Raw genomic sequence first — 24,833 nt, 5'->3', positions numbered from 1 at the left:
CTCACGACATCCGCGGACCTTTGTAGGAATCCCTGCTTTTGTAGGCATCGCCAGTGCTTCTCGGTGCATTTTTGTGTGCACCAACCAAATCACCTGGGCGGTTCGCACTTAGGCTAGGGAACTGTGTCGCGTATTACGAAGGTTCTCATTGCCAACAGGGGCGAAATCGCCGTTCGAGTGATTCGCGCAGCGCGCGACAGCGGAATCGGCTCGGTGGCGGTGTACGCCGACCAGGACCGCGACGCCCTCCACGTCACCCTCGCCGATGAGGCATACGCCCTCGACGGCACGACGAGCGCGGAAACCTACCTCGTCATCGACAAGATCCTGTCGATCGCTCGCCGCTCTGGCGCCGACGCGATCCACCCCGGCTACGGCTTCCTCGCCGAGAACGCAGACTTCGCCCGCGCGGTGATCGGTGCGGGTATCACCTGGATCGGTCCGTCACCCGAGGCCATCGAGCAGCTCGGCGACAAGGTGTCGGCTCGGCACGTCGCCCAGAAGGTCGGTGCCCCGCTCGCGCCGGGCACACTCAACCCGGTCTCTGGCGCAGACGAGGTGCTCGCGTTCGTCGAAGAGCACGGCCTCCCTGTCGCGATCAAGGCCGCGTTCGGCGGCGGCGGTCGCGGACTCAAGGTCGCCCGCGAACTCTCCGAAGTGGCCGAGGCGTTCGACTCGGCGACCCGTGAGGCGATCTCCGCGTTCGGCAGGGGCGAGTGCTTCGTCGAGAAATACCTCGACCAGCCGCGCCACGTCGAGACCCAGTGCCTCGCAGACGTCGACGGCAACGTCGTCGTCGTTTCGACCCGCGACTGCTCACTGCAGCGCAGGCACCAGAAGCTCGTCGAGGAAGCACCTGCCCCGTTCCTGAGCGATGAGCAGAACGACCTGCTGTACAGCGCGTCCAAGGCCATCCTCAAAGAGGTCGGCTACGTCGGAGCGGGAACCTGCGAGTTCCTCATCGGCAAGGACGGCACTGTGTCGTTCCTCGAGGTGAACACCCGACTTCAGGTCGAGCACCCCGTCTCAGAGGAGATCACGGGCATCGACCTGGTCCGCGAGCAGTTCCGTCTGGCGGAGGGTGGCATCCTCGACTACGACGACCCCCAGCCGCTCGGGCACTCGATCGAGTTCCGCATCAACGGTGAAGACCCCGGTCGCGGGTTCCTCCCTCAGCCGGGCCCTATCCACGTCTTCAAGACCTTCGGCGGCCCCGGCATCCGCCTCGACTCAGGCGTCACGGCCGGAGACGAGATCTCGGGCGCGTTCGACTCGCTCCTCGGCAAGATCATCGTCACGGGCAAGGACCGCACCGAGGCGCTTGAGCGGTCACGCCGTGCGCTTGACGAGTTCGAGGTCTCCGGGCTGCCGACAGTCATCCCGTTCCACCGGAAGATCGTCCGCGACCCCGCGTTCACCGCGGAGGACGGCACCTTCGGCGTGTACACCCGCTGGATCGAGACCGAGTTCGTCAACGACATCGAGCCATGGAACGGCGAACTCGACGCCTCACGCCCGTCGGCCACGCGCCACAACGTCGTCGTCGAGGTCGAGGGCAAGCGCATCGAGGTGAGCCTGCCCACGAGTCTCATCCCCGCTTCGGGAACCAGCCGTCGGCTCACCAGCGCTCCCCGCCGCAACTCCGGTGCCGGCACCGTGAGCTCCGCGACCGGCGACTCGGTCGCATCACCGATGCAGGCAACGATCATCAAGCTGGCGGTCGAAGCCGGTCAGCGCGTCGTGAAGGGCGACCTCGTCGTCGTCCTCGAGGCGATGAAGATGGAGCAGCCCATCACCGCCCACAAGGACGGGACGATCGGCGACATCAGTGCGGCCGTCGGCACGACGGTGTCGAGCGGCCACCAGCTCCTCACGATCTCCGACGCGTAGGTTCATTCCGCGCAGCCCTTCGGCAGGACGACGAAAACGGATGCCGTCACGCACGTCGTGCGTGACGGCATCCGTTTGCCGAGACCCGCTGGGCCTTTGTGACCGGGACGCCCTAGTGGACGATGTGCATTGCCTTCGCTGCGTCCGTGATGCTGCCGGACAGCGACGGGTACACGGCGAACGCACGCGCGATCTCATCGACATTGAGCCTGTGCTCCACGGCGATAGCGAGCGGGAAGATCAACTCGCTCGCGTTCGGCGCAACGATAACGCCGCCGATGACCGTGCCACTCCCGGTGCGCGCGAACAGCTTGACGAAGCCGTCCTTGATGCCCTGCATCTTCGCGCGCGGGTTCCGTGACAGCGGCAGTTTGTAGATCTCGCCCTGGGCGAGGCCCTCTTCGATCTGCTTCTGGGTCCAGCCGACCGTGGCGATCTCGGGCTGGGTGAAGATGTTCGCGGCGACGTTGCGCAGCTCGGTGGGGTTCACAGCGTCACCCATGGCGTGGAAGATCGCCGCGCGGCCCTGCATGGAAGCGACGGATGCCAGCGGCATGAAGTTGGTGCAGTCACCGGCAGCGTAGATGTTCGGAACGCTCGTTCGGGCGACCCGGTTGACCCGGATGTAGCCGGCCTCGTTCATTTGCACGCCGGCCTCTTCGAGGCCGATACCCGCCGTATTGGGGATCGCGCCGACGGCCATGAGGCAGTGGCTTCCCTCGACGGTGCGCCCGTCGGAGAGGGTCGCGACCACACCGTTCTCGGTGCGGACGACACTCTCCGCCCGCGACTTGTTGAGCACCGTCATTCCGTTGCGCTTGAACACCTTCTCGATCACGGCGGCCGCATCGACATCTTCACCAGGGAGCACCTGGTCGCGGCTGGAGATAAGGGTGACTTCGGAGCCGAGCGCCCGGTATGCCGACGCGAACTCGGCGCCGGTGACCCCTGAGCCGACAACGATGAGGTGCTCGGGGGACGCCTTGAGATTGTAGAGCTGGGTCCAGCTGAGGATGCGCTCGCCGTCCGGCATCGCCGACGGCAACTGGCGGGGGCTTCCGCCGACGGAGACGACGATGGTGTCGGCTTCGATCCGGTCGAAGTCGGTGCCGCGGCCGCCGCCCTCCGTCGAGACGATGATGGCGTCCCGACCGTCGAGTCGGCCGTCACCCTGCACGATGCGCACGCCGGCCTGCTCAAGGTTGGCGCGCATGTCTTCCGACTGCTGGCGGGAGAGGCTCAACAGGCGCTTGTTCACCGCAGCGAGGTTCACCGTCACCTCGGGCTTCACAGCCTTGCCGGCGTCGTTCCTGCTGAAGAACTGCACGCCGAGGTCGCTCGCGCTGCGGACGGCGTTGGTCGCCTCTGCGGTCGCGATGAGGCTCTTCGATGGCACGACGTCGGTGATCACCGCTGCGCCGCCGACGCCGGTGCGCTCAATCAGCGTCACGTCGGCGCCAAGCTGGGCTCCGGCCATTGCGGCGTCGTACCCGCCTGGCCCTCCTCCGAGTACAGCGATCCGTTGTTTGCGCTCGAACTCGTAGGTCATTGCTCCATTCTCTCAGGTGAGAGGGGCCAGCCAAAACCTGCACGGCGCCGCGCGGCGGAGTTCCTCCGGTCGCTGCTCATCCGCGCGGCGCCGGGCGGCACCCTTCGGATGCGGGACGGCGCAGGCCCCGGCGAATAGGATGGCGGAATGTCAGAATTCTTGAACCCGCTCGACGACCCGAGCGCGAACCCCTTCGACGTCGCCGCAACGGCCGCCGCGGAAATCGCCGTGGCGACAGGCGTCCCCCAGCACGACATCGCCCTGACCCTCGGCTCCGGCTGGGGCAGGGCCGCTGATCTGCTCGGCGAGACGGTAGCGACCATCCCCGCCGACGAGATCACCGGCTTCTCAAAGCCGGCGCTCGACGGCCACGTCGGCACGCTCCGCTCAATCCTGCTCGAGAACGGGAAACGCGCCCTCGTCATCGGCGCACGCACCCATTACTACGAGGGCCACGGCGTTCGCCGGGTCGTGCACAGCGTCCGCACCGCAGCGGCGACCGGCGTGACCACCATGATCCTCACCAACGGCGCCGGCGGCATCAAGGAGACCTGGACACCGGGCACCCCCGTACTGATCAGCGACCACATCAACCTCACGGCCGACTCGCCGCTCGAAGGTGCGACCTTCGTCGACCTCACCGACCTGTACTCCTCGGGTCTCCGCGACCTGGCACGCACCATCGACGCCGACCTCGATGAGGGCGTCTACTGCCAGTTCCGCGGCCCGCACTACGAGACCCCGGCTGAGGTCCAGATGGCGAAGGCGATCGGCGGCCACATCGTCGGCATGTCGACCGCCCTCGAGGCAATCGCCGCTCGCCAGGTCGGCCTTGAAATTCTCGGCATGTCGCTCATCACCAACCTCGCGGCAGGCATCCAGAAGACTCCGCTCAGCCACGAAGAGGTCATCGAGGCCGGCCGCAACGCCGAGACCCGCATCTCGGGCCTCCTCGCCAGGATCGTGGCGGCGATCTGATGGCCGACATCCAGACGACGGATGCCGCTGGCACACAGGACGAGGACGTCTTCCGGTCCGCGCGTGCCTGGCTCGATCAGGACCCCGACACCGAGACCCGCGCGGAGCTCGAGGCACTGCTCGACGCGGCCGACGCGGGCTCTGCCGAGGCGATCGCCGACCTGCACAGCCGGTTCGACACGAGGCTCGCCTTCGGTACCGCTGGGCTCCGCGGCCGGATCGAGGCCGGTTCCGCCCGGATGAACCGCGTCCTCGTCTCGCAGGCCGCCGCCGGCCTCGCCGCGTTCCTCCTCGAGCGCGAGTCACAGCCGAGCATCGTGATCGGCTACGACGGACGCAAGAACTCAGCGGTCTTCGCTCGCGACACCGCCGAAATTATGGCGGGCGCTGGCGTTCGTGCCGTTCTTCTTCCGCGGCTTCTACCCACCCCGGTCCTCGCCTTCGCCGTTCGGCACCTGGATGTGTCGGCCGGTGTCATGGTCACGGCAAGCCACAACCCGCCGGCAGACAACGGCTACAAGGTCTACCTCGGCCGGGACAACGACGGATCCCAGATCGTCTCGCCGACCGACGCCGAGATCGCAGGCCACATCGCTCGCGTCGCGGCCGAACAGAACGTGCTCGAACTGCCTCGCAGCGACTCATTCGAAACCGCCGGCGAGGATCTGCTCGATGCTTATGTCGACGCAACGGCGCGGGTCATGACAACCGCACCGGTCGAACTCACCGTTGTCTACACGGCGATGCACGGCGTCGGCTGGGAGACGTTCTCCCGGGTCGCCGACAAGGCGGGGCTGGCACCCGCGATTCCTGTCGCCGAGCAGCAGTTCCCCGACGCAGCGTTCCCCACGGTCTCGTTCCCCAACCCGGAGGAACCCGGCGCGCTCGACCTCGCATACGCCAAAGCCCGCGAAGTCGGTGCTGAACTCATCGTCGCCAACGACCCCGACGCCGACCGGCTCTCGATCGCGATCCCCGACGCCTCGCGGGAAGAGGGCTACCGCCAGCTCTCGGGCAACGAGGTCGGCTGGCTGCTCGGCTGGCGTGCCGCACGGCAGAACGCTGCCACAGGAACGAACGATGGCGCACTGGCCTGCTCGATCGTCTCCTCCCCCGCCCTCGGTGTCGTTGCCCGCGAGTACGGGCTCGAGTTCTCTGAAACCCTCACCGGATTCAAGTGGGTGTCTCGCGTGCCCAACCTCATCTTTGGCTACGAGGAAGCCCTCGGGTACCTCGTCAACCCGGAAACGGTGCGCGACAAGGACGGCATCTCTGCCGCGATCGATTTCCTGGCACTGGCGAGCGAGGCGAAGGCGGCCGGTGGAACCATCGCCGGCATGCTCGACAACTTCGCCGAGAAGTTCGGTTACTTCGCGAGTGACCAGCTGTCGCTGCGAGTCACCGACCTCGGGGACATCTCGAAAATCATGGCCTACCTCAGGGCAGAACCGCTCCAGCAACTCGGCGGCGTGAAAGTGGACGAGATCGATGACCTCATCACCGGGTTCGGCCGACTGCCCGCGACCGACGCGCTCAGGTTCGTGCTCGCTGACGGGTCACGGGTGATGGCCAGGCCGAGCGGCACCGAACCGAAGATCAAGTTCTACCTGGACGTGAAACGTCCGAACTCGAAGCGGTCAGAGGCATCCGGCGTCCTCGCGGCGATCAAGGCAGACCTGGCCGAGGTCGCCAGCCGCGCCACGGCCTGAGAACGGGCGCTGCTCGACAGGGCGCTCTAACCGAGCGCCTTGTCGAGCTTCTGCTCGAGCTCCTCGAGATCGAAGTAGTTCTCGATGACGACGATGTCGGCGAAGGTCTTGCCGATGTGCTCGACCAGTTCCGGCGACGTGAGAATCACCTGCGCCGTCGCTGCTGACGTCGCGATGCTCGCAATGTCGGATGCCGTGACATCCGCGTCGATGCCGAGTCGCTCCAGAACCCGCTCAGCGTTGACTTTCAGGATGCCGGACGTTCCGACGCCGGCTCCACAGATCGCGACAATTTTCATGCGGCTTCCTCCTGGGTGGCTCCGAGAACCGCGCGCACGGCGTCTGGCGTGGTTGCGGCGGCGACGGCGGGAATCGCCGCCGCGTCGTTGAAGACGTTGGCGAGCGCTGCGACACTCGTCACGTGGCTTTCCGGAGTTGTCACGGCAAGGCCGAGGATGACGTTCACCGGATCGTTGTGTGGGTGCCCGAAAGCGACGGGCTCAGCGAGGGTGACAACGGCGATGCCCTCGCGACGAACGTCGTCGCCTGGCCGTGCATGCGCGAGCGCGAGGCCCGGCGCGATGACGATGTATGCCCCGAACTCCTCGATCACATCGATCATGCGGTCGGTGTAGCCGGGTGTGGTGACCCCGCTCTTCACGAGGGCATCGCCGGCGAGACGGATGGCCTCGCGCCAGTCGCGGGCGACCCGGCCGAGTTCGACCGCTGAGTCAGGCAGAGGGGGCAGTGTCATCGTTGGCTCGTTCGTTCGCGGTGAAAGTCGATCGGAATCGATCTCAGGCTACCCGCACAACCTGAACGTGGAGGTTTCAGGTTCGTTTCCGGTGTGTCAGATCTTCATTCAGCCGCGTGCGGCGTCGAATCCGGCTGCGATGACCTCGGCGAGTTCCTCCCGGTCTTCCAGCGGGAGGAAGGCCGCAGATGCGGCGTTCTGCTGGAACACTTCGAGGTCATCGAGGTCGTACGCGAAGGCATCCGCCAGGAGACCCATCTCGCGGGTGAGGCTGGTGCCGCTCATCGTGCGGTTGTCGACGTTGATCGTGTTCTTGAAACCGAGCTGGTAGAGCAGGTCGAACGGGTGGTCGACGAGGTCGGTCCCCCACTGGGCGATCGCCCCGGTCTGGAGGTTGGACGACGGGCTGAGCTCGAGCGCGATCTCACGGTCCTTGACCCACTGGGCGACAGGTCCGAGCGAGACGTAGATGCCGTCATCGTCGCTCCGCTCGACGGTGACATCCTCGGCGAGTCGGACGCCGTGTCCGAGCCGGAGCGCCCGGCCATCGAAGAGTGCGCTGTTGATGGAGTCGATCCCGTCGGCTTCGCCGGCGTGGACCGTGACGGGCATGTGCTCGGTTGCGAGGTAGTCGAAGGCGAGCCGGTGGCGGCTGGCCGGGAATCCCGCCTCTGCGCCGGCGATATCGAACCCGACAACCCCACGGTCGCGGTGGCGGACGGCGAGTTCGGCGATTTCGAGGGACCGGTCAGCGTGACGCATGGCGGTGATGAGCTGGCCGACGAGGATGCTGCTTCCGGCCCGCTCGGCGTCATCGATGGCCTGTTCGATCCCGTCCTGCACCGCTTCGACCGTTTCGTCGAGGGAGAGACCGCGGCCGAGGTGCTGCTCGGGTGCCCAGCGGACCTCGCCGTAGACCACGCCGTCGAGAACGAGGTCCTCCACGAACTCGCGAGCGATGCGGGTGAGCCCCTCCTTCGTCTGCATGACGGCTGTGGAGAGGTCGAACGTCTTCAGGTAGTCGACGAGGTTGCCGGCGTCGCACTGGGTGAGGAACCAGTCAGCGAGCCTGTCAGGGTCGGACTCGGGAACGTCGTAGCCGATGGCATCAGCGAGTTCGATGATCGTCTGAGGGCGCACGCCTCCGTCGAGGTGATCGTGGAGCGAGACCTTCGGGAGGCTCGCGATGTCGATGCCGCGGGGCAGCTGGTACTCGTTCGCTGAATTCACTCGCCAAGACTACCGCGCACGCGGGCCAGGCACACGGTCCGTCCGGCTCCCGGATTGCACGAGTGCCGCCCGGTGCACCCCGCCTAGTCTGGGAGGATGCCAACCAAGATCATCCTGGACTGTGATCCCGGCCACGACGACGCGATCGCACTGATGCTGGCCCACGGGAATCCCGAGATCGACCTCCTGGCGGTCACGACCGTGGCGGGCAACCAGACGCTCGAGAAAGTCACCCGCAATGCGTTGTCCGTCGCTCGCGTCGTCGGAATCACCGGGGTGCCGTTCGCGGCGGGATGCTCACACCCGCTCGTGCGACCGGTTCAGACGGCCCAGGCGATCCACGGCGAGTCCGGCCTTGACGGTCCCCGACTGCCGGAACCCGAGCTCACACTCGATCCGCGGCACGCCGTCGACCTCATCATCGACACGGTGATGGCGCACGAGCCCGGCACCGTCACGCTGGTTCCAACGGGGGCGCTCACCAACATCGCGATGGCCGCTCGGAAGGAGCCACGGATCGTCGACAGGGTCAGGGAGGTCGTGCTCATGGGAGGCGGCGTCGGGACAGGCAACTGGTCAGCGACCGCGGAGTTCAACATCGGCATTGACCCTGAGGCCGCCCACATCGTCTTTCACGAGAGCTGGCCGCTGACGATGGTCGGCCTCAACCTCACCCACCAGGCGCTCGCGACAGACGCTGTCTGCCGGAGAATCGCCGACGTTGGCACCGCCCCGGCCCGGTTCGTCGGCGAACTCATCGAATTCTTCCGTCGGACCTACCGCGAGGTGCAGGGGTTCGACGCTCCCCCTGTCCACGATCCGTGCGCCGTTGCCTTCGTCATCGACCCCAGCGTCATGACCGTACAGAAGGTGCCCCTCGACGTTGAATTGACGGGGACACTCACCCTCGGGATGACGGTCGCCGACGTCAGGGCGCCTGCCCCCGCTGGCTGTACGACACAGGCAGCGATGGGCCTCGACACGGCGAAGTTCTGGGACCTGATCGTGGATGCCCTCGAGCGCATCGGCGATCCGGCGTAACGCGTTCGGGGCGACGCTCCGGGGTTCTTGGTAGTCTTAGCGGGACTGGCCCTGATTGCGGGGCATTTTTTCTGTGTATAAGGACTCTCGGCTCATGACAAAGACAACCCTCGTGGCATTCGACCTCGATGACACCCTTGCTCCATCGAAGTCCCCGATGGACCCCCGCATGTCCCAACTGCTCAGTGAACTGCTCGAGGTCGTCGAGGTGTGCATCATCTCCGGCGGACAGTTCTCGCAGTTCAAGATGCAGGCCATCGACAACCTTCCCGACCCGAGTTCCAGCCACCTCGAGCGGTTGCACCTCATGCCAACCTGCGGCACCCAGTACTACCGCAACGAGGGCGAACTGTGGAAGCAGATCTACGCCGAGAACCTGACGGAAGACCAGAAAGCCCGCGCACTCGCGGCTGTTGAGACCCGCGCCAGGGAGCTCGGCTACTGGGAAAGCGACACCTGGGGCCCGATCCTCGAAGACCGTGGGTCGCAGATCACCTTCTCCGCCCTGGGCCAGGCAGCGCCGGTCGCGGCCAAGCAGGCCTGGGATCCCACCGGTGAGAAGAAGAACACACTCCGCGAAGCGGTCCAGCAGGACCTGCCGGACCTCGAAGTCCGTTCCGGCGGTTCAACCTCCGTCGACATCACCCGTCAGGGCATCGACAAGGCCTACGGCATGAAGAAACTCGCCGAGCTCACCGGCATCCCACTCGACGACATGCTGTTCATTGGCGACCGGCTCGACGAGAACGGCAACGACTACCCGGTCAAGGCCCTCGGTGTTCGCACCCACGCTGTCGAGGGCTGGGAAGAGACCGCCGCGTACGTCGAGAAGCTCATCCCCGAGCTCCGCGCGCAGGCCGCGCACCGCTAGAACCCTCGCGACGCGCGCTGGCACGCGCCCGGATCACTCGATCCTGGCGCGTACCAGCGGCTCCGGCGTGAACGCCGTCGTCGGTGCCGCCAGCTCGAACGCACCCTCGAGCGCTTCGAGCGCCCGCGGGAACCGGCCAGCGTCATCGGCTGAGAGCGTGAACAGCGGGTCGCCCGCGCGAACCACGTCTCCGGGTTTGGCGTGCAGGTCGATGCCCGAGGCGTGCAGCACCGGGTCCTGGGCACGAGCACGGCCTGCCCCGAGGCGCCACGCGGCAATCCCGAACGGCAGCGCCTCCTGGCGGATCAGGATGCCGTCGGCTTCGGCCGTCACCGTGTGCGTCTCACGTGCAACCGGCAGCGCGGCATCCGGGTCACCGCCCTGGGCAATGATCGACCGGCGCCAGGTGTCCATCGCTCGACCGTCCTTGAGCGCCTCCTCGACGTCGGCATCGGGCTGGCCGGCGAGCGTGAGCATTTCGCGAGCGAGCGCGACAGTGAGTTCGACGATGTCGGCCGGACCGCCGCCCGCAAGCACCTCAACAGATTCGCGCACCTCGTTGGCGTTTCCGATCGCGAGCCCCAGCGGCACACTCATGTTGGTGAGCAGTGCAGAGGTCTTCACTCCGGCGTCCTGGCCGAGCGACACCATGGTGCGGGCGAGCTCCTCCGCCTTGTCGTAGTCCCGCATGAACGCGCCTGAGCCGAACTTCACGTCGAGGACGAGGGCGCTTGTCCCCTCGGCGATCTTTTTCGACATGATGCTCGACGCGATGAGCGGGATCGCCTCAACCGTGCCCGTGATGTCCCGCAGCGCGTAGAGCCGCTTGTCTGCGGGAGCGAGTCCCTTGCCAGCGGCGCAGATCACGCCTCCGACATCGCGGAGGATGCTGAACATCTCCTCGTTGGAGAGGTCTGCCCGCCAGCCGGGGATCGACTCGAGCTTGTCGAGCGTCCCACCCGTGTGGCCAAGGCCGCGCCCGGAGAGCTGTGGAACCGCGACGCCGAACGACGCAACGAGCGGCATGAGGGGAAGCGTAATCTTGTCGCCGACCCCGCCGGTGGAGTGCTTGTCGACGGTGGTCTTGCCGAGGCCGGAGAAGTCCATGGTCTCGCCAGACGCGATCATCGCGAGGGTCAGGTCACGGATCTCGCGGCGGCTCATCCCGTTGAGCAGGATCGCCATGGCCAGCGCGGCCATCTGTTCGTTACCGACGTACTCACGCGTGTAGGCGTCGATCAGCCAGTTGATCTCATCCGTCGACAGTTCACCCTTGTCACGCTTGGTGCGGATGAGGTCGACAGCGTCGAATGCTTCGAGTGGTGCTTCAGTCATTGCGCGTTTCTCCCGCGTACTCGTTCAGTGTGCGCGGGCCGAAGGCGTCAGGCAGTACTTCATCAATGGTTCGGATGCCGGAAACGGTTTCGAGGAGCATCCCTGGAACAGCGTGCTCGAAGAGCAACTGGCGGCAGCGGCCACACGGCATCAGCGTGTTCCCCTCGCCGTCGACGCACGTGAACGCGACGAGCTGGCCGCCACCGGTGAGGTGAAGCATCGAGACGAGTGCGCACTCGGCACAGAGGGTGAGGCCGTAGCTGGCGTTCTCGACGTTGCACCCGGTGACGACACGACCGTCAGTGACAATCGCGGCGACGCCGACCGGGAACTTCGAGTACGGGACGTAGGCACGGGTCATGGCATCCGTCGCAGCTTCGCGCAACGCACCCCAGTCAATTGAATCTGTCACGGTTACGCCTTTACGTATGGTTTGCCGGATGCTGCTGGCCCGCGTGCGTGCCCAACCAGGCCGGCGACGGCGAAGATGGTCACGACGTACGGGAGCATGAGGAGGAACTCGCTCGGCACGCCGGAGCCGATGGCACCGAGCACGTTCTGCAGGTTCGTGGCGAACCCGAACAGCAGTGCGGCGAGTGTCGCACGGATGGGGTGCCAGTGGCCGAAGATCACCGCAGCGAGTGCGATGAAGCCCGCGCCGGCCGTCATTTCCTTGGTGAATCCGCCGACGCTGCCGAGGGTGAAATATGCGCCGCCGAATCCGGCGATCGCACCGGCGAGTGCGACATTCCAGAACCGGGTGGCGTTGACCTTGATGCCGACGGTGTCTGCGGCCTGCGGGTGCTCACCGACGGCCCGGAGCCGGAGGCCCCACTTCGTGTGGAAGAGGGCCCACCAGACGACGAAGACGGCGATGTACATGAAGTAGATGATGACCGTCTGGCGAAACAGCACTGGACCGAGGATCGGGATCTCGCTGAGCAACGGGATGCTGATGCGCGGGAACCGCGGCGGCGAGTTGAACAGCGGGGTGTTGCTCGTGAGCACCGTCGAGTAGAGGAAGCTTGTGAGCCCGGCGACGAGCACGTTGAGCACAACACCGACGATGACCTGATCCACGATGTACTTGATGCTGAACGCCGCGAGCAGGAAGCTCACGAGCACGCCCGCCACCATCGCGGCGATCAGCCCGACCCACGGATTGCCCGTGACGGATGCCACGAACGCGGAGAGGAAAGCGCCGGCAAGGAGCTGGCCCTCGATGGCGACGTTGACGACACCGACACGCTCGGAGATCACGCCGCCGAGAGCACCGAAGATGAGCGGGGCGCTGAGAGCAACGGTTCCGAGCAGCAGGCCCGTAATCGGGATGGTCTCGCCGGCAGCGGCCCAGGTGAGGAACGCCCACATGAGCGCGGCGGCGAAGACGATCGTGAGCCACAGCGGCACGCGTTTGGCCTGGCTCGACAGCCAGGTGGCGTATGCCGTGATCGCGAGGAGCAGGACCACAACCACAACGCAGGTCAGTCGTGTCGGTGCGTCGATCACCGGCAGCTGGATGACATCTGCATCGCTCGACAGGCGGAAACGGCTGGTGCCGTCGCGACCGTTGACCACGAACAGGAGAATGGCGATGAGGGTGAAGATCGCGTACGCGATCGGCGTCTTCCAGCTCTTAATGGTCGCCGTCTCGAGGCTGGCGGAGACGGATTCTTCAGCGGTTGTCGTTGTCACTTCGCCGCCACCTCCTGTGAAACGTTGAGCTTCAGTCGCTTCGGTGCGCCCTGCTTCGGCAGGAAGAACACGGCGCGGATCAGCGGTGGTGCGGCAATGAACAGCACGATGAGAGATTGCACGACGGTGACGATGTCGATCGGGATGCCTTCGGCCGCCTGCATCGCGAACCCTCCGGCCTTGAACGCTCCGAAGAGAACACCGGCGGCGAAGATCCCCAGCGGGCGGCTTCGACCGAGAAGCGCAACAGTGATCGCGTCGAAACCGATCCCGGCGTCGATACCGGCCGAGAAGCCCGTTGTCACGGTTCCGAGCACCTGCATCACACCGGCGAGACCGACGAGCCCACCGGAGATGAGCATCGCCTGGACGTAGGTGTTCTTGACGTTGATACCCGCGACGCGCGCGGCGTTCGGGTTCTCACCGACGGCACGGAACTGGAACCCGAGACTCGACCGGTTGAGCAGCCACCACGCGAAGATCGTCGCCGCGATGACGAGGAGGAATCCGACGTGGAGGTTGTAGCGCGGGCCGAGGAGCTCGGGAAAGATCGCGGTCTCGAGCATCGCGGGAGATTTCGGGTTGACCGAATCGGGTGCCTGGAGCAGGCCGGGGGTCCGGAGCATCCACGAGATCAGGTAGAAGGCCACGTAGTTGAGCATGATCGTGAGGATCACCTCGTGGGCACCGGTGCGGGCTTTGAGCAGACCGACGAGCCCTCCCCACAGCGCACCACCGACGATACCGGCGATCACCGCGATCGCGAGGTGCACGCCCCACGGCAGCTCGAAGGAGAAGCCGACCCAGCCGGCGCACGCGGCGGCGATGAGCATCTGCCCGCGTCCGCCGATGTTGAACAGGCCGACACGGAAGGCAATCCCGATACCGAGCGCCGCAACGATCAGAGGCGTTGCGAAGGTCAGCGTCTCGGTGAACGGCTTGATGCCGTCGAGGAAGGAGTCACGTCGGAAGTTGTAGATCGAGCCCTGGAAGAGCGCGCCGTACGCGCCGGACACCGCGTTCCAGATCGCCGCGAACGTGTCGCCCGGTGCGGCGAAGAAGTAACCTGCCGCCTCCTGCACGTCTTCGTTGGTGACGGCGATGAGCACGGCGCCGATGATCAGGGCGAAGAGAACGGCGAGGATCGAGATGACGACGTTGCCGTTGAGGATGTCGTTGAGGACCTGATTCGCGCGCGGCGCGTCGGGCCTGACCGACCGCTGGGGGGTGTTGTCACCCGGCGCGGTTGGTGCGGTGGTCTCGCTCACGCGGCAACTCCAGCCGGGGTTTCGCCCGCCATCATGAGGCCGAGTACGTCCCGCGGGGTGTCACCGGGGACGATGCCGACTATGGAACCTCTGTACATCACTGCAATCCTGTCTGCCAGAGCGACGACCTCGTCGAGCTCCGTTGATACAACGATGACCGGGATGCCGGCATCGCGAGTCTCCACCATTCGCTTGTGCACGAATTCGATGGATCCGACGTCGATTCCCCGCGTGGGTTGCGAGGCAACGAAGAGTTTGAGGTCACGGCTGAGTTCGCGTGCGAGCACAACCTTCTGCTGGTTACCGCCGGAGAGCCTGCCAGCGTGCGTGGTGATGGACTCGGCGCGAATATCGAACTCGTCCTTTTTCTCACGCGCGAATTCGGCGAGGTAACCGAGCTGGAGGTTGCCTCTCCGAACGAAGGGCGCAGAGTCTGCACGGTCGAGCATGAGGTTCTCGGCGATCGTGAATTCACCGACGAGCCCGTCTTCGGTGCGGTCCTCAGGAACGAACCCGACGCCGGCGTTGAGGATTTTCCGGACGCTGAGCCCGGTGAGCTTTTCGCCGTTGAGGGTGATGCTGCCTGTGACGCGCGGTTGCAGACCCAGAATCGCCTCGGTGAGTTCGGTCTGGCCGTTGCCCTGAACCCCTGCGATCGCAAGAATTTCGCCGGCGTGCACATCGAAACTGACGTTGTTGACGACCTTGAGCCCCTGCGGGTCGATCACATCGAGGTTCTCGACGACGAGGCTCGCCGCTCCCGGGTGCGCGGGTTCCTTGTGCACGGTCAGCTCAACGGCACGGCCGACCATGAGCGCCGCAAGTTCGGAGTTTGATGCCGTTGGCGACGCTTCGCCGACCACTTTTCCGTGGCGGATGACGGTGATCCGGTCAGCGACCTCCCGCACCTCTCGCAGTTTGTGGGTGATGAAGACGATCGAGGTGCCGTCGCCCTTGAGCTGGCGCATAATGCCCATGAGCTCGTCGGTCTCCTGTGGGGTGAGCACAGCCGTCGGCTCGTCGAAGACGAGCACCTTCGCATCACGGGACAGCGCTTTGATGATCTCGACGCGCTGCTGCACACCGACGGGAAGGTCGCCGACGAGCGCGTCGGGGTCGACGTGGAACCCGAACCTCGCGGAGATTTCGCGCACCTTTGCGCGGGCGGCGTCGAGGTCCAGTTTTCCGGCGAAGCCGGTCTGCTCGTGTCCGAGCATGACGTTCTCGGCGACGGTGAAAACGGGGATGAGCATGAAGTGCTGGTGCACCATGCCGATGCCGGCGCGCATGGCGTCACCGGGGCCCTGGAAGTGCTGGACGACGTCGTCGAGAAGCACATGACCTTCCTCGGCCTGGTAGAGCCCGTAAAGCACGTTCATGAGCGTGGATTTGCCGGCTCCGTTTTCGCCGAGGAGACAGTGGATTTCTCCCGGCTGGATGACCAGGTCGATGTGGTCGTTGGCAACGAGAGAACCGAACCTCTTCGTGATGCCGCGCAGTTCGAGCTTCATGGGTGAATCCTACGTTCATGCAGAGCGGGGAGACCAGCCGAAGCCGATCCCCCCGCGCTGGGAGTGGGTTGAGCCGAATTACTACTCAGCCGCAGGTGACGACGGCGAGTTGACCTCGATGGACCCGTCGATGATGCCTGCCTTGATCTCGTCGAGCTCAGCCTGCAGCGTGTCGTTGACCTTGCCCTCGAAGTCGTGGAACGGCGCGATGCCAACTCCGTCGTTCTCAAGCGTCCCGACGTACGGGGTCGCGTCGAACGCGTCGTCGCCCGCTTCGAGGACGACGTCGTTGACGCCGGACTTCATCTGCTTGAGGATCGAGGTCAGGAAGAGCTCGTTGCCCGAATCAGCGGTTTCGTAGAGGTCAGCGTCGACACCGATCATCGCGACATCCTTGCCCGAGTCGTTGATTGCCTCGATGGCGCTGAGGAAGATCGGTCCACCGACCGGAAGCAGAACGTCTGCGTCCTGCCCGATGAGCGTCGTCGCCAGCTGCTTGGCTGTGTCATTGGCCTCGAAGCCGCCGGTGAACGAACCGGTCTGGCTTTCGACATCCCAGCCGACAACCTTGACGTCGGTCCCCTTCTGCTGGTTGTAGTACTCAACACCCTCGGCGAAGCCATCCATGAAGATGGTGACCGTCGGGAACTGCATTCCACCGAAGGTACCGACGACGCCGGTCTTGGAGTAGTCCGCCGCCGCGTAGCCGGCGAGGAATGCCGCCTCGGCCGTGTCGTAGATGATCGGCTTGACGTTGTCAGCCTCGATCGAGTTGTCATCGAGCATGATGAAGTTGACGTCGGGGTTTTCCTCGGCAGCGGCCTTCGTCGCGTCGGCGAGGGCGAAGCCGATGGTCGCAATCAGGTCGCAGCCCTGGTCGACGAGGCTGGTGATGTTCGGAGCGTAGTCATCTTCGGTATCGCTCTCGACCTCTTTGATTTCGACGCCGAGCTCGTCAGCCGCCTCGACCATGCCCTCATAGCTGGACTGGTTGAAGGACTTGTCGTCGAATCCCCCTGCGTCAGAAACGATGCAGGGGAGGAAGTCGGATGCCGCCTCGTTTGAGTCGCCGCTCTCGGCGGGCGCCTGACCACAGCCGGCAAGCAGGGCGATAACGCCTGCGCTGGCAAGGCCGACAAAGGCAGCCTTACGGGTGTTGATTGTCAATGTATCCTCCAGGATGCTGCCCTGCGGGGCTCGCGAGGGCGGGTATCCGCCACGTTACCGAAAGTATTCAGCCCACGACGCCGTGAGCATCTCTCGAAACAGAAGCGTTACATAGCTGCTCCCGTGAGCCTAAACGGAACCCCCCGTGCGAGGTTCGTCGTGCTCTTATGAGCACCGATGAGCGCGCATGCGCACAAATGTGCAGCGTCGGGACTGTCGCGCAGGGACGCCCGGATCACCTCTGCCCGCATCGCCCAGTGCCAGAATCGACTCATGACCGGACCATTGATGCTCCTCGACACGGCCTCCCTGTATTTCCGTGCGTTCCACGGACTGCCTGACACCCTCCGTACACCGGACGGTACTCCCATCAACGCCGTGCGCGGGCTTCTTGATTTCATTGCGAAACTGGTCACCGAGTACCAGCCGGCCGAACTCATCGCGTGCTGGGACGACGACTGGAGGCCGGGGTGGCGGGTCGACCTCCTTCCCAGCTACAAGGAGCACCGCGTTGCCGAGGTCGTGCCAGACGGACCCTATGTCGAGGAGACACCGGAACTTCTGCTCGCCCAGATCCCGATCATCAGGCAGGTCCTCGACGCCTTCGGGATCGCCGTCATCGGCGCACCCGAGCACGAAGCCGACGACGTCATCGGCAGCCTCGCGACCCAGGCAACCGGCCCCGTCGACGTGGTCACTGGAGACAGGGACCTGTTCCAGCTTGTGGACGACGCCAGAGGCATACGTGTGATTTATACCGCGCGCGGAATGAGCAAGCTCGAGGTCGTCACCGAGAGCGTTGTTCGGGATAAGTACGGGGTTGAGGCCTCCCAGTACGCCGACTTCGCCGCCCTTCGCGGTGATCCCTCTGACGGATTGCCGGGCGTCGCCGGCGTCGGCGACAAGACCGCAGCCGGCCTGATCGGGACCTTCGGCGATCTCGACGCGATTATCACGGCAAGCGCTGAACCCAATGAAGGGATGTCTGAGTCGGTCAGAGCAAAAGTTCTCGCCGCCGCCGACTACCTGAAAGTTGCGCCAACCGTCGTCGGCGTCGTCCGCACCCTCGACCTGGAGGTCCCCGAGGCGAGCATCACCCCACTGCCGATTGAAAAACTGGCTGCAGCGAGGCAGCTCGCGGTCGACCTCGGCCTCGGGGGCGCGGCGGACCGGGCGCTCAGCGCGCTCGGAAATCCGACAGCAGCGGGTCCGGCCGACGCTTCGGAGTGAGACCGCGCCCTGAGGGAACGGCGCCCGGAGTGAACGGTGGCCAGAGGGACCCACGCCAGGTTGGGGGCTGTCACTCATCCGGGGGAGGATGGACGCATGGACCGTTTTCGTTACACAGTCGCCACGCTGCTCTTCAACCGCCCGGAAGAAACTTCCCGATTCCTCGATTCTCTCGCCAGGCAGCGGCTTCAGGTCTCGCCGGACGACATGATCTTTTCGATCGACGGGTACAGCGGGTCCAAGGACGAGCACCTCGGTCGAGTTGACCGGACCGGCGAAATCGCGGAACTCGTGCGCGACAGATTCCCCGAAGCGACGGTCATGTCGCAGCCGGTCAACCTCGGCATCGCCGCGCATTTTGCGGCGGTCGAGGCTGCCGCTTTCGAGCGGCCTGGCGAATGGGCGGTCTTCCTCGAAGACGACTATGTCCTCTCCCCCCTGTACACCGAGGCGCTGTCTGCTCTTCTGGACTACGTGACGCCGTTCGGCAGGATCGCGATTGCTTCAGCAACCGGTGACACCCGGGTTGCACGGAACCGCGGACTCGACACCCTCTATCCCATGGACCACGCCTGGGCATTCGCGCTCCGCCGGTCACACTATGAGGAGCGGCGGCCCATCGTCGACCGCTATCTCGGCGCCATGGCTGACAGCAGCTACTTCCAGAGAAGCGGAGAGGCCATCAACGCGAGCCTGGCGCCGTCAGGAGTCTTCCCGCTTGGCACGAGCCAGGATGCCGTCAAACAGGCAATTCGGAGGAGAACGGGCAAGCTTGCGGTCACGACCGCCCTGTCGTTCGGTGAGTACATCGGGGTCACGGGCGAGCACTTCACGCCCGAGGTCTTCGAAGCACTGGGCTACGACACCCCGAGAGAGGAGTCGACCGTCATCCAGCACTTCGAAGAGCCGCTCGAAAACCTCATCCCGATCCTGGACGACGAGGAACACGCGATGTGGGCCGCCCAGGCCGGCGATAGCCTGGCCTCGATCCTGGCGGCGCGCGATGCGGCCATCGAGGCACGCGATGCGGCCATCGCCGAGGTCACCTCAGTCACCGAGCACGCGGCGGGGCTGAAGGCGCAGCTCGACGATTCCGAGAGGGAGGTCTCGCGCCTTCGCGCCGACCTGGCCGCGAACATCGAGCGCGCCGTTGCTGCCGAGACCCGGGCGAACGCCGCCGAACGAGACGTGGCCGAGATTCGCAGCACGAAGTCCTGGAACCTGACGGCGCCGCTGAGGTGGACGGAATCGCGGATTCGGCGCCGGGGCTGAGAAGGGTCGTCGGTTCCTCGGGAGGCGACGACCCTTCAGCGGGGTGCTACAGGACGTCGTCCCGGCCGGAGAGCTTGAGTGCGTCGACAACGCTCTTGACCCTCTGAGCATTGGCACTCGTCGTGACGAGCAGGGCGTCCGGTGTGTCGACGACCACAATGTCCTTGACACCGATCAGGCTGATCACCCGGGTGGTCTGGCTGACCACAATGCCGCTCGAAGCATCCGACAGGACCCGGGCGTTCTCGCCGAGAATCGCGAGTTCCGCTTTACGTCCGCCAGAGTTCAGTTTCGCGAGCGACGCGAAATCTCCGACATCGTCCCAGTCGAAGTATCCGGGGATGACCGCGAGTCGTCCTGCCGCCGCCGCGGGCTCCGCGACGGAGTAATCGATCGCGATCTTGGGCAGGCCTGGCCAGATCCGATCGACCGCTGGTCCGCGCGCAGCAGGGTCGTCCCAGACGTCAGCGAGCGCGAGCAGGCCCTTGTGCAGTTCCGGCTGATTCTTCGCGAGTTCTTCGAGGAGGACGTCCGCGCGACTGATGAACATGCCGGCATTCCAGAAGTAACCGCCGTCGGCGACATACGCCTTCGCCGTCTTGAGGTCGGGCTTCTCGACGAAGGAATCGACGAGCATGGCGGAGCTGGCACCCTCAACCGCGAGAGGAGAGAGGCAGTGGATGTACCCAAAGCCGATCGCCGGCTCGGTCGGCTGGATACCAATGGTCGTGATGTATCCGGCATCCGCAGCCATGATCGCCTGGCTGACGGTTTCACGGAACACCTTGTCGCCGTTGATGACGTGGTCGGCAGCGAATGAGCCGATGATCACGTCCGGGTCACGACGGAGCAGGATTGCGGCGGCGAGACCGATCGCCGCAGAGGAATCACGGGGCTCGCTCTCGAGTACGACGTTCTCGTCGAGGAGGTTGGGCAGCTGCGATTCGACGGCTGCGCGATGCGCGCGACCGGTGACCACCATGATGCGGTCTTCGCCGGAAAGGGGGGCGAGCCTGTCCCACGTCGCGCGAAGAAGAGTGCTTCCCGACCCAGTCAGGTCGTGCAGGAACTTGGGTGCATCTGCTCGCGACAGCGGCCACAGTCGTGACCCGATTCCGCCGGCAGGGATAACGCTGAAGAAGCGTTCGAGAGGACTTGTCATGGAACTCAGGGTACCGTGACGGGCTGAACGGGCGCGGGAGCCTCGTCGTTTGTCTTGATGTCGAGACACTTAGGTTCGCCTAACCGGCGAACCGGCGACGGTGAACGTAGACTGTCAGAACGCGCCGTTGTGACGCACGACCGCCGAAGTCGGTGGTTTCTTGGCTTCGATCAGGGAGGGCCGTTCGTGTCAGTGCAGACTGAAAAAAGAACACCACCATTGAGCACGACCACCTCCCGACGCCCGGCAGGAACCCTGTACCGGGGCCGTGAAGGCATGTGGTCGTGGGTCCTGCACCGCATCACCGGTGTCGCTATCTTCTTCTTCCTCCTCGTTCACGTCCTCGATACCGCGCTCGTGCGCGTGTCACCCGAGGCGTACAACGCGGTCATCGGCACCTACCAGACGCCCATCATGGGCCTCGGTGAGGTCGCACTCGTCGGCGCGATCGTTTTCCACGCCTTCAACGGTCTGCGCATCGTGCTCATCGACTTCTGGCAGAAGGGCTCGAAGTACCAGAAGGTGATGTTCTACGTGGTCATCGCGCTCTGGGTCATCACGATGCTCGGCTTCGTGCCCCGCCACCTCATCAACGTCTTCAGCCACTAGAAAGGGGAGAACCTCATGTCGCAAACAATCGAAGCTCCCCGTACCCCGGTACGTCCCGCCCGCAAAAAGGGAGTCAACTGGGAAAAGTGGGGCTGGATCTACATGCGCGCCTCCGGTGTCATCCTGGTCGTGCTCATTTTCGGACACCTCTTCATGAACCTCATCGTCGGCGACGGCGTCAAGGCGATCGACTTCGCGTTCGTCGGCGGCAAGTGGGCCGATCCGTTCTGGCAGTGGTGGGATGTCGCGATGCTCTGGCTCGCCCTCATCCACGGCGGTAACGGCATGCGCACCATCGTGAACGACTACGCCCGCGGAAAGATGACGCGAGGCATCCTCAAGGGTGCGATCTTCGCTGCCGTCGCCATCCTCATCCTCCTCGGAACCCTCGTGGTCTTCACGTTCGACCCGTGCCCCGTCGGCCAGCCCGCCGATCTCCTCCCCTCGTTCTGCGCCGCGTAACGAACAACTGAACATTTTGGATGCATCTGTGACTCAGGACCCAAGCGACTCCACCATCATCGATGGAGTTCACTACCACCAGTTCGACATCGTCATCGTTGGCGCCGGCGGCGCCGGCATGCGGGCAGCCATCGAGGCAGGCCCCGGCGCGAAGACCGCTGTGATTTCCAAGCTGTATCCGACCCGCTCGCACACCGGCGCGGCTCAGGGCGGCATGGCGGCGGCCCTCGCCAACGTCGAAGAAGACAGCTGGGAGTGGCACACCTTTGACACGGTCAAGGGTGGCGACTACCTCGTCGACCAGGACGCTGCGGAGATCCTTGCCAAGGAAGCCATCGACGCGGTGATCGACCTGGAAAACATGGGTCTGCCGTTCAACCGGACGCCAGAGGGCAAGATCGACCAGCGCCGGTTCGGTGGCCACACCCGCGACCACGGCAAGGCCCCTGTTCGCCGTGCCTGCTACGCCGCCGACCGCACCGGCCACATGATCCTCCAGACGCTGTTCCAGAACTGCGTTCGCCTCGGCATCAACTTCTTCAACGAGTTCTACGTGCTCGACGTCATCATGAGCGAGGTCGACGGAGTCGAACAGCCCGCCGGTGTTGTCGCATACGAATTGTCCACAGGTGACCTGCACGTCTTCCACTCGAAGGCGACGATCTTCGCCACCGGTGGATTCGGCAAAATCTTCAAGACCACCTCGAACGCGCACACCCTCACGGGCGACGGCGTCGGCATCATCTGGCGCAAGAAGCTCCCGCTCGAAGACATGGAGTTCTTCCAGTTCCACCCGACCGGGCTCGCCGGTCTCGGCATCCTCCTCACCGAGGGTGCCCGTGGCGAGGGAGCCATCCTCCGCAATGCGAGCGGCGAGCGGTTCATGGAACGCTACGCCCCGACCATCAAGGACCTCGCCCCCCGCGACATCGTTGCGCGCTGCATGGTCAAGGAAGTAGCTGAAGGCCGCGGCGCCGGTCCGAACAAGGACTACGTCTACCTCGACTGCACCCACCTCGGCGCCGAGGTCCTCGAGACCAAACTCCCCGACATCACCGAGTTCGCGCGCACTTACCTCGGCGTCGACCCGGTCACCGAGCCGGTGCCTGTGATGCCGACGGCGCACTACGCGATGGGCGGAATCCCGACCAACAACAACGCAGAGGTGCTCCGCGACAACACGACTGTCGTTCCCGGCCTCTACGCCGCCGGTGAGTGCGCCTGTGTCTCGGTGCACGGCTCGAACCGGCTCGGCACCAACTCCCTGCTCGACATCAACGTTTTCGGCAAGCGAGCCGGAAACAACGCTGTCCAGTACGTGCAGACCGCCGAGTTCCTGCCGCTGCCCGAGGACCCCGCCGCCTTTGTGCGCGAGATGATCGAGGGCATGCGCAGCAACCCGGGAACCGAGCGAATCTCGGTGCTCCGCAAGGAGCTCCAGGAACAGATGGACATGAAGGCGCAGGTCTTCCGCACCGACGAGTCGCTCTCTGAGGTCACCGACACGATTCAGCACCTTCGCGATCGGTACATGAACGTCGGCGTCCAGGACAAGGGCCGCAGGTACAACACCGACCTGCTCGAGGCCATCGAGCTCGGCTTCCTGCTCGACCTAGCCGAGGTCGTCGTCTACTCCGCCCGTAACCGCAAGGAGAGCCGTGGCGGCCACATGCGCGACGACTTCCCCGACCGCGACGACGAGAACTACATGAAACACACGATGGCGTACCTGACCGGCGACCCGCATTCTTCGGATGCCGCCGACCACATCCGCCTGGACTGGAAGCCCGTCGTGATGACCCGCTACCAGCCGATGGAGAGGAAGTACTAGACATGTCAACAGCCACTCTTGACGCTCCGGCACCGGTGGACGACGCCCTGAAGCCGTTCATCGTCACCCTCATCGTTCGCCGGTTCGACCCGGAAGTTGACGACGAGCCCAGGTGGGTCGACTATGACGTCGAAATGTTCTCGACCGACCGCATCCTCGATGCGCTGCACAAGATCAAGTGGGAACAGGACGGGTCACTGACCTTCCGCCGCTCCTGTGCACACGGTATTTGCGGTTCGGATGCCATGCGCATCAACGGCCGTAACCGCCTGGCGTGCAAGACGCTCATCAAGGACCTCGACATTTCGAAGCCGATCTACGTCGAAGCGATCAAGGGACTTCCGCTCGAGAAGGATCTCATCGTCGACATGGACCCGTTCTTCGAGTCGTTCCGCGAGGTCCAGCCGTTCCTGATCCCGTCCTCGAAGCCGGGTGCAGGCAAGGAGCGGATCCAGTCCGTCGCCGACCGCGCTCGCTTCGACGACACGACCAAGTGCATTCTCTGCGCAGCGTGCACCTCGTCCTGCCCGATCTTCTGGACCGATGGCCAGTACTTCGGTCCGGCAGCGATCGTGAACGCGCACCGGTTCATCTTCGATTCCCGGGATGACGCCGCCAAGGTTCGCCTCGACATCCTCAACGACAAAGAAGGCGTCTGGCGTTGCCGCACCACCTTCAACTGCACGGATGCCTGCCCCCGCGGCATCCAGGTCACGCAGGCGATCGCAGAGGTCAAGCAGGCCATCATGCGCGGCAAGGCGTAACGCTCGTCACACTCTCCTCGAAACCCTCGCTCTTGTGAGCGGGGGTTTCGTCGTTGCTGCGCCCCGATGCCCCGTTTAGCCCGATGCCGGTTAAGTTGATGCGCTCCCGTCGGTCCGGCTGAGCACCCATCGCACGCCGCCTCTGGCAAGCATGAGAACGATGATCAGTGCGGTCACTTGAAAGAATCCGCCGAGATGGACGGCGTCGCCGAATACCAGGGCAACCAGTTCAAGCACCGCGAACTTGCTCCCCGGCAGCACGAGCAACAGGGTGATCGCGCTGACGATTCGAACCAGAAGACTGTCAGCCGACCGGATCCGCGCGACGATTTTCTTTTTCGCCCTCAGCACGACCTCAAGGACGACTTTCAGGAGGACTGCCGTCAGGAACGCCAACAGGAACGTTTCGGATATGACGTCGGGAAACAGCTGGATGAACACCCCAAGCACCACGAGATAGACCAGGACGTCGACGAGATCTACGGGGCGGATCCGCATGCGGCGA

Annotated in this window: 23 protein-coding genes; 11 read left to right on the top strand and 12 right to left on the bottom strand. The window is 64.8% G+C overall.

The features are described 5' to 3' along the window. Positions 1 to 123: 123 nt before the first annotated feature. The gene (locus AC1C2M_RS09670) at positions 124 to 1,890 is read left to right on the top strand and encodes an acetyl/propionyl/methylcrotonyl-CoA carboxylase subunit alpha (protein WP_495436157.1); all 1,767 of its coding nucleotides are present in this window, start codon (positions 124 to 126) and stop codon (positions 1,888 to 1,890) included. A 112-nt stretch (positions 1,891 to 2,002) separates the two neighbouring features. On the opposite strand, the gene AC1C2M_RS09665 is transcribed toward AC1C2M_RS09670, so the two are convergent. Next, a complete protein-coding gene (locus AC1C2M_RS09665) occupies positions 2,003 to 3,439 on the bottom strand; it encodes an NAD(P)H-quinone dehydrogenase (RefSeq protein ID WP_108390358.1) in 1,437 nt (478 codons plus the stop codon). Positions 3,440 to 3,586: 147 nt separating this feature from the next. On the opposite strand from AC1C2M_RS09665, the gene AC1C2M_RS09660 reads away from it, so the two are divergent. Both AC1C2M_RS09660 and AC1C2M_RS09655 read left to right on the top strand, forming a co-directional pair. Further along, the gene (locus AC1C2M_RS09660) at positions 3,587 to 4,417 is read left to right on the top strand and encodes a purine-nucleoside phosphorylase (RefSeq protein WP_483405546.1); all 831 of its coding nucleotides are present in this window, start codon (positions 3,587 to 3,589) and stop codon (positions 4,415 to 4,417) included. Further along, positions 4,417 to 6,126: a phospho-sugar mutase gene (locus AC1C2M_RS09655; RefSeq protein WP_495436155.1), complete on the top strand. Its 1,710-nt coding sequence runs from the start codon at positions 4,417 to 4,419 to the stop codon at positions 6,124 to 6,126. Before AC1C2M_RS09660 ends, AC1C2M_RS09655 begins: the two co-directional genes overlap by 1 nt. A 26-nt stretch (positions 6,127 to 6,152) precedes the next feature. Here the strand turns inward: AC1C2M_RS09655 and AC1C2M_RS09650 are convergent, their stop codons facing one another. From AC1C2M_RS09650 to AC1C2M_RS09640, 3 genes are all read right to left on the bottom strand, one after another. Continuing rightward, complete coding sequence (locus AC1C2M_RS09650) at positions 6,153 to 6,425, bottom strand: PTS sugar transporter subunit IIB (protein ID WP_483405544.1); 273 nt, start codon at positions 6,423 to 6,425, stop codon at positions 6,153 to 6,155. Continuing rightward, a complete protein-coding gene (locus tag AC1C2M_RS09645) occupies positions 6,422 to 6,880 on the bottom strand; it encodes a PTS sugar transporter subunit IIA (protein ID WP_483405543.1) in 459 nt (152 codons plus the stop codon). The genes AC1C2M_RS09650 and AC1C2M_RS09645 overlap by 4 nt, the downstream gene beginning before the upstream one ends. A gap of 108 nt (positions 6,881 to 6,988) precedes the next feature. Beyond that, complete coding sequence (locus tag AC1C2M_RS09640; RefSeq protein WP_495436153.1) at positions 6,989 to 8,110, bottom strand: adenosine deaminase; 1,122 nt, start codon at positions 8,108 to 8,110, stop codon at positions 6,989 to 6,991. A gap of 96 nt (positions 8,111 to 8,206) precedes the next feature. On the opposite strand from AC1C2M_RS09640, the gene uriH reads away from it, so the two are divergent. Beyond that, entirely contained in the window at positions 8,207 to 9,151 is a 945-nt protein-coding gene (uriH, locus tag AC1C2M_RS09635) for a uridine-preferring nucleoside hydrolase UriH (RefSeq protein ID WP_495436152.1), read from the top strand. 94 nt (positions 9,152 to 9,245) lie between these two features. Next, a complete protein-coding gene (locus tag AC1C2M_RS09630) occupies positions 9,246 to 10,022 on the top strand; it encodes an HAD-IIB family hydrolase (protein ID WP_495436150.1) in 777 nt (258 codons plus the stop codon). 33 nt (positions 10,023 to 10,055) lie between these two features. Here AC1C2M_RS09630 and AC1C2M_RS09625 read toward each other — a convergent pair whose 3' ends face one another. The 6 genes from AC1C2M_RS09625 to AC1C2M_RS09600 form a co-directional block, all read right to left on the bottom strand. After that, entirely contained in the window at positions 10,056 to 11,357 is a 1,302-nt protein-coding gene (locus AC1C2M_RS09625) for a thymidine phosphorylase (protein ID WP_495436149.1), read from the bottom strand. Beyond that, positions 11,350 to 11,769, bottom strand: a complete 420-nt coding sequence (locus AC1C2M_RS09620) for a cytidine deaminase (RefSeq protein ID WP_483405538.1) — start codon at positions 11,767 to 11,769, stop codon at positions 11,350 to 11,352. Before AC1C2M_RS09620 ends, AC1C2M_RS09625 begins: the two co-directional genes overlap by 8 nt. 2 nt (positions 11,770 to 11,771) lie before the next feature. Beyond that, positions 11,772 to 13,052, bottom strand: a complete 1,281-nt coding sequence (locus tag AC1C2M_RS09615) for an ABC transporter permease (RefSeq protein ID WP_495436148.1) — start codon at positions 13,050 to 13,052, stop codon at positions 11,772 to 11,774. Continuing rightward, positions 13,049 to 14,320 (bottom strand): ABC transporter permease, encoded by a 1,272-nt coding sequence (locus AC1C2M_RS09610; RefSeq protein WP_495436146.1) that lies wholly within the window; start codon positions 14,318 to 14,320, stop codon positions 13,049 to 13,051. Before AC1C2M_RS09610 ends, AC1C2M_RS09615 begins: the two co-directional genes overlap by 4 nt. Next, complete coding sequence (locus AC1C2M_RS09605) at positions 14,317 to 15,831, bottom strand: ABC transporter ATP-binding protein (RefSeq protein WP_495436144.1); 1,515 nt, start codon at positions 15,829 to 15,831, stop codon at positions 14,317 to 14,319. The genes AC1C2M_RS09610 and AC1C2M_RS09605 overlap by 4 nt, the downstream gene beginning before the upstream one ends. Before the next feature lie 81 nt (positions 15,832 to 15,912). Next, positions 15,913 to 16,998, bottom strand: a complete 1,086-nt coding sequence (locus AC1C2M_RS09600; RefSeq protein ID WP_495432826.1) for a BMP family lipoprotein — start codon at positions 16,996 to 16,998, stop codon at positions 15,913 to 15,915. 273 nt (positions 16,999 to 17,271) lie between these two features. Here AC1C2M_RS09600 and AC1C2M_RS09595 point away from each other — a divergent pair, with 273 nt between their 5' ends. Next, positions 17,272 to 18,228, top strand: a complete 957-nt coding sequence (locus AC1C2M_RS09595) for a 5'-3' exonuclease (RefSeq protein WP_495436142.1) — start codon at positions 17,272 to 17,274, stop codon at positions 18,226 to 18,228. A gap of 96 nt (positions 18,229 to 18,324) precedes the next feature. Beyond that, positions 18,325 to 19,500 (top strand): hypothetical protein, encoded by a 1,176-nt coding sequence (locus AC1C2M_RS09590; RefSeq protein WP_495436141.1) that lies wholly within the window; start codon positions 18,325 to 18,327, stop codon positions 19,498 to 19,500. Positions 19,501 to 19,546: 46 nt separating this feature from the next. On the opposite strand, the gene AC1C2M_RS09585 is transcribed toward AC1C2M_RS09590, so the two are convergent. Continuing rightward, positions 19,547 to 20,662, bottom strand: coding sequence for a mannose-1-phosphate guanylyltransferase (locus AC1C2M_RS09585; protein ID WP_495436139.1), 1,116 nt, complete (start codon positions 20,660 to 20,662; stop codon positions 19,547 to 19,549). Positions 20,663 to 20,938: 276 nt separating this feature from the next. Here AC1C2M_RS09585 and sdhC point away from each other — a divergent pair, with 276 nt between their 5' ends. Genes sdhC through AC1C2M_RS09565 form a run of 4 tightly spaced genes read left to right on the top strand, consistent with a single transcriptional unit; the run spans position 20,939 to position 24,328 of the window. Next, complete coding sequence (sdhC, locus tag AC1C2M_RS09580) at positions 20,939 to 21,271, top strand: succinate dehydrogenase, cytochrome b556 subunit (protein WP_232528915.1); 333 nt, start codon at positions 20,939 to 20,941, stop codon at positions 21,269 to 21,271. A gap of 15 nt (positions 21,272 to 21,286) precedes the next feature. Then, entirely contained in the window at positions 21,287 to 21,733 is a 447-nt protein-coding gene (locus AC1C2M_RS09575) for a succinate dehydrogenase hydrophobic membrane anchor subunit (protein ID WP_483405531.1), read from the top strand. 28 nt (positions 21,734 to 21,761) lie between these two features. After that, a complete protein-coding gene (gene sdhA / locus AC1C2M_RS09570) occupies positions 21,762 to 23,564 on the top strand; it encodes a succinate dehydrogenase flavoprotein subunit (RefSeq protein ID WP_483405530.1) in 1,803 nt (600 codons plus the stop codon). A gap of 2 nt (positions 23,565 to 23,566) precedes the next feature. After that, positions 23,567 to 24,328 (top strand): succinate dehydrogenase iron-sulfur subunit, encoded by a 762-nt coding sequence (locus AC1C2M_RS09565; protein ID WP_495436137.1) that lies wholly within the window; start codon positions 23,567 to 23,569, stop codon positions 24,326 to 24,328. A gap of 90 nt (positions 24,329 to 24,418) precedes the next feature. Here the strand turns inward: AC1C2M_RS09565 and AC1C2M_RS09560 are convergent, their stop codons facing one another. After that, entirely contained in the window at positions 24,419 to 24,826 is a 408-nt protein-coding gene (locus AC1C2M_RS09560; RefSeq protein ID WP_495436135.1) for a hypothetical protein, read from the bottom strand. Between the last annotated feature and the right edge of the window lie 7 nt (positions 24,827 to 24,833).

This window comes from Mycetocola sp. Y444, from assembly GCF_059445295.1.
The sequence above is the reverse complement of the archived record's forward strand: the minus strand, read 5'-3'. Positions and strand labels throughout refer to the sequence as shown.

Bases quoted from the DNA above. Each gene is read 5' to 3' on its own strand.
- AC1C2M_RS09665 (WP_108390358.1), bottom strand. From the start codon at position 3,439: ATGACCTACGAGTTCGAGCGCAAACAACGGATCGCTGTACTCGGAGGA.
- AC1C2M_RS09660 (WP_483405546.1), top strand. From the start codon at position 3,587: ATGTCAGAATTCTTGAACCCGCTCGACGACCCGAGCGCGAACCCCTTC.
- AC1C2M_RS09655 (WP_495436155.1), top strand. From the start codon at position 4,417: ATGGCCGACATCCAGACGACGGATGCCGCTGGCACACAGGACGAGGAC.
- AC1C2M_RS09650 (WP_483405544.1), bottom strand. From the start codon at position 6,425: ATGAAAATTGTCGCGATCTGTGGAGCCGGCGTCGGAACGTCCGGCATC.
- AC1C2M_RS09645 (WP_483405543.1), bottom strand. From the start codon at position 6,880: ATGACACTGCCCCCTCTGCCTGACTCAGCGGTCGAACTCGGCCGGGTC.
- uriH (WP_495436152.1), top strand. From the start codon at position 8,207: ATGCCAACCAAGATCATCCTGGACTGTGATCCCGGCCACGACGACGCG.
- AC1C2M_RS09630 (WP_495436150.1), top strand. From the start codon at position 9,246: ATGACAAAGACAACCCTCGTGGCATTCGACCTCGATGACACCCTTGCT.
- AC1C2M_RS09625 (WP_495436149.1), bottom strand. From the start codon at position 11,357: ATGACTGAAGCACCACTCGAAGCATTCGACGCTGTCGACCTCATCCGC.
- AC1C2M_RS09605 (WP_495436144.1), bottom strand. From the start codon at position 15,831: ATGAAGCTCGAACTGCGCGGCATCACGAAGAGGTTCGGTTCTCTCGTT.
- AC1C2M_RS09595 (WP_495436142.1), top strand. From the start codon at position 17,272: ATGACCGGACCATTGATGCTCCTCGACACGGCCTCCCTGTATTTCCGT.
- AC1C2M_RS09590 (WP_495436141.1), top strand. From the start codon at position 18,325: ATGGACCGTTTTCGTTACACAGTCGCCACGCTGCTCTTCAACCGCCCG.
- AC1C2M_RS09585 (WP_495436139.1), bottom strand. From the start codon at position 20,662: ATGACAAGTCCTCTCGAACGCTTCTTCAGCGTTATCCCTGCCGGCGGA.
- sdhC (WP_232528915.1), top strand. From the start codon at position 20,939: ATGTGGTCGTGGGTCCTGCACCGCATCACCGGTGTCGCTATCTTCTTC.
- AC1C2M_RS09575 (WP_483405531.1), top strand. From the start codon at position 21,287: ATGTCGCAAACAATCGAAGCTCCCCGTACCCCGGTACGTCCCGCCCGC.
- AC1C2M_RS09565 (WP_495436137.1), top strand. From the start codon at position 23,567: ATGTCAACAGCCACTCTTGACGCTCCGGCACCGGTGGACGACGCCCTG.
- AC1C2M_RS09560 (WP_495436135.1), bottom strand. From the start codon at position 24,826: ATGCGGATCCGCCCCGTAGATCTCGTCGACGTCCTGGTCTATCTCGTG.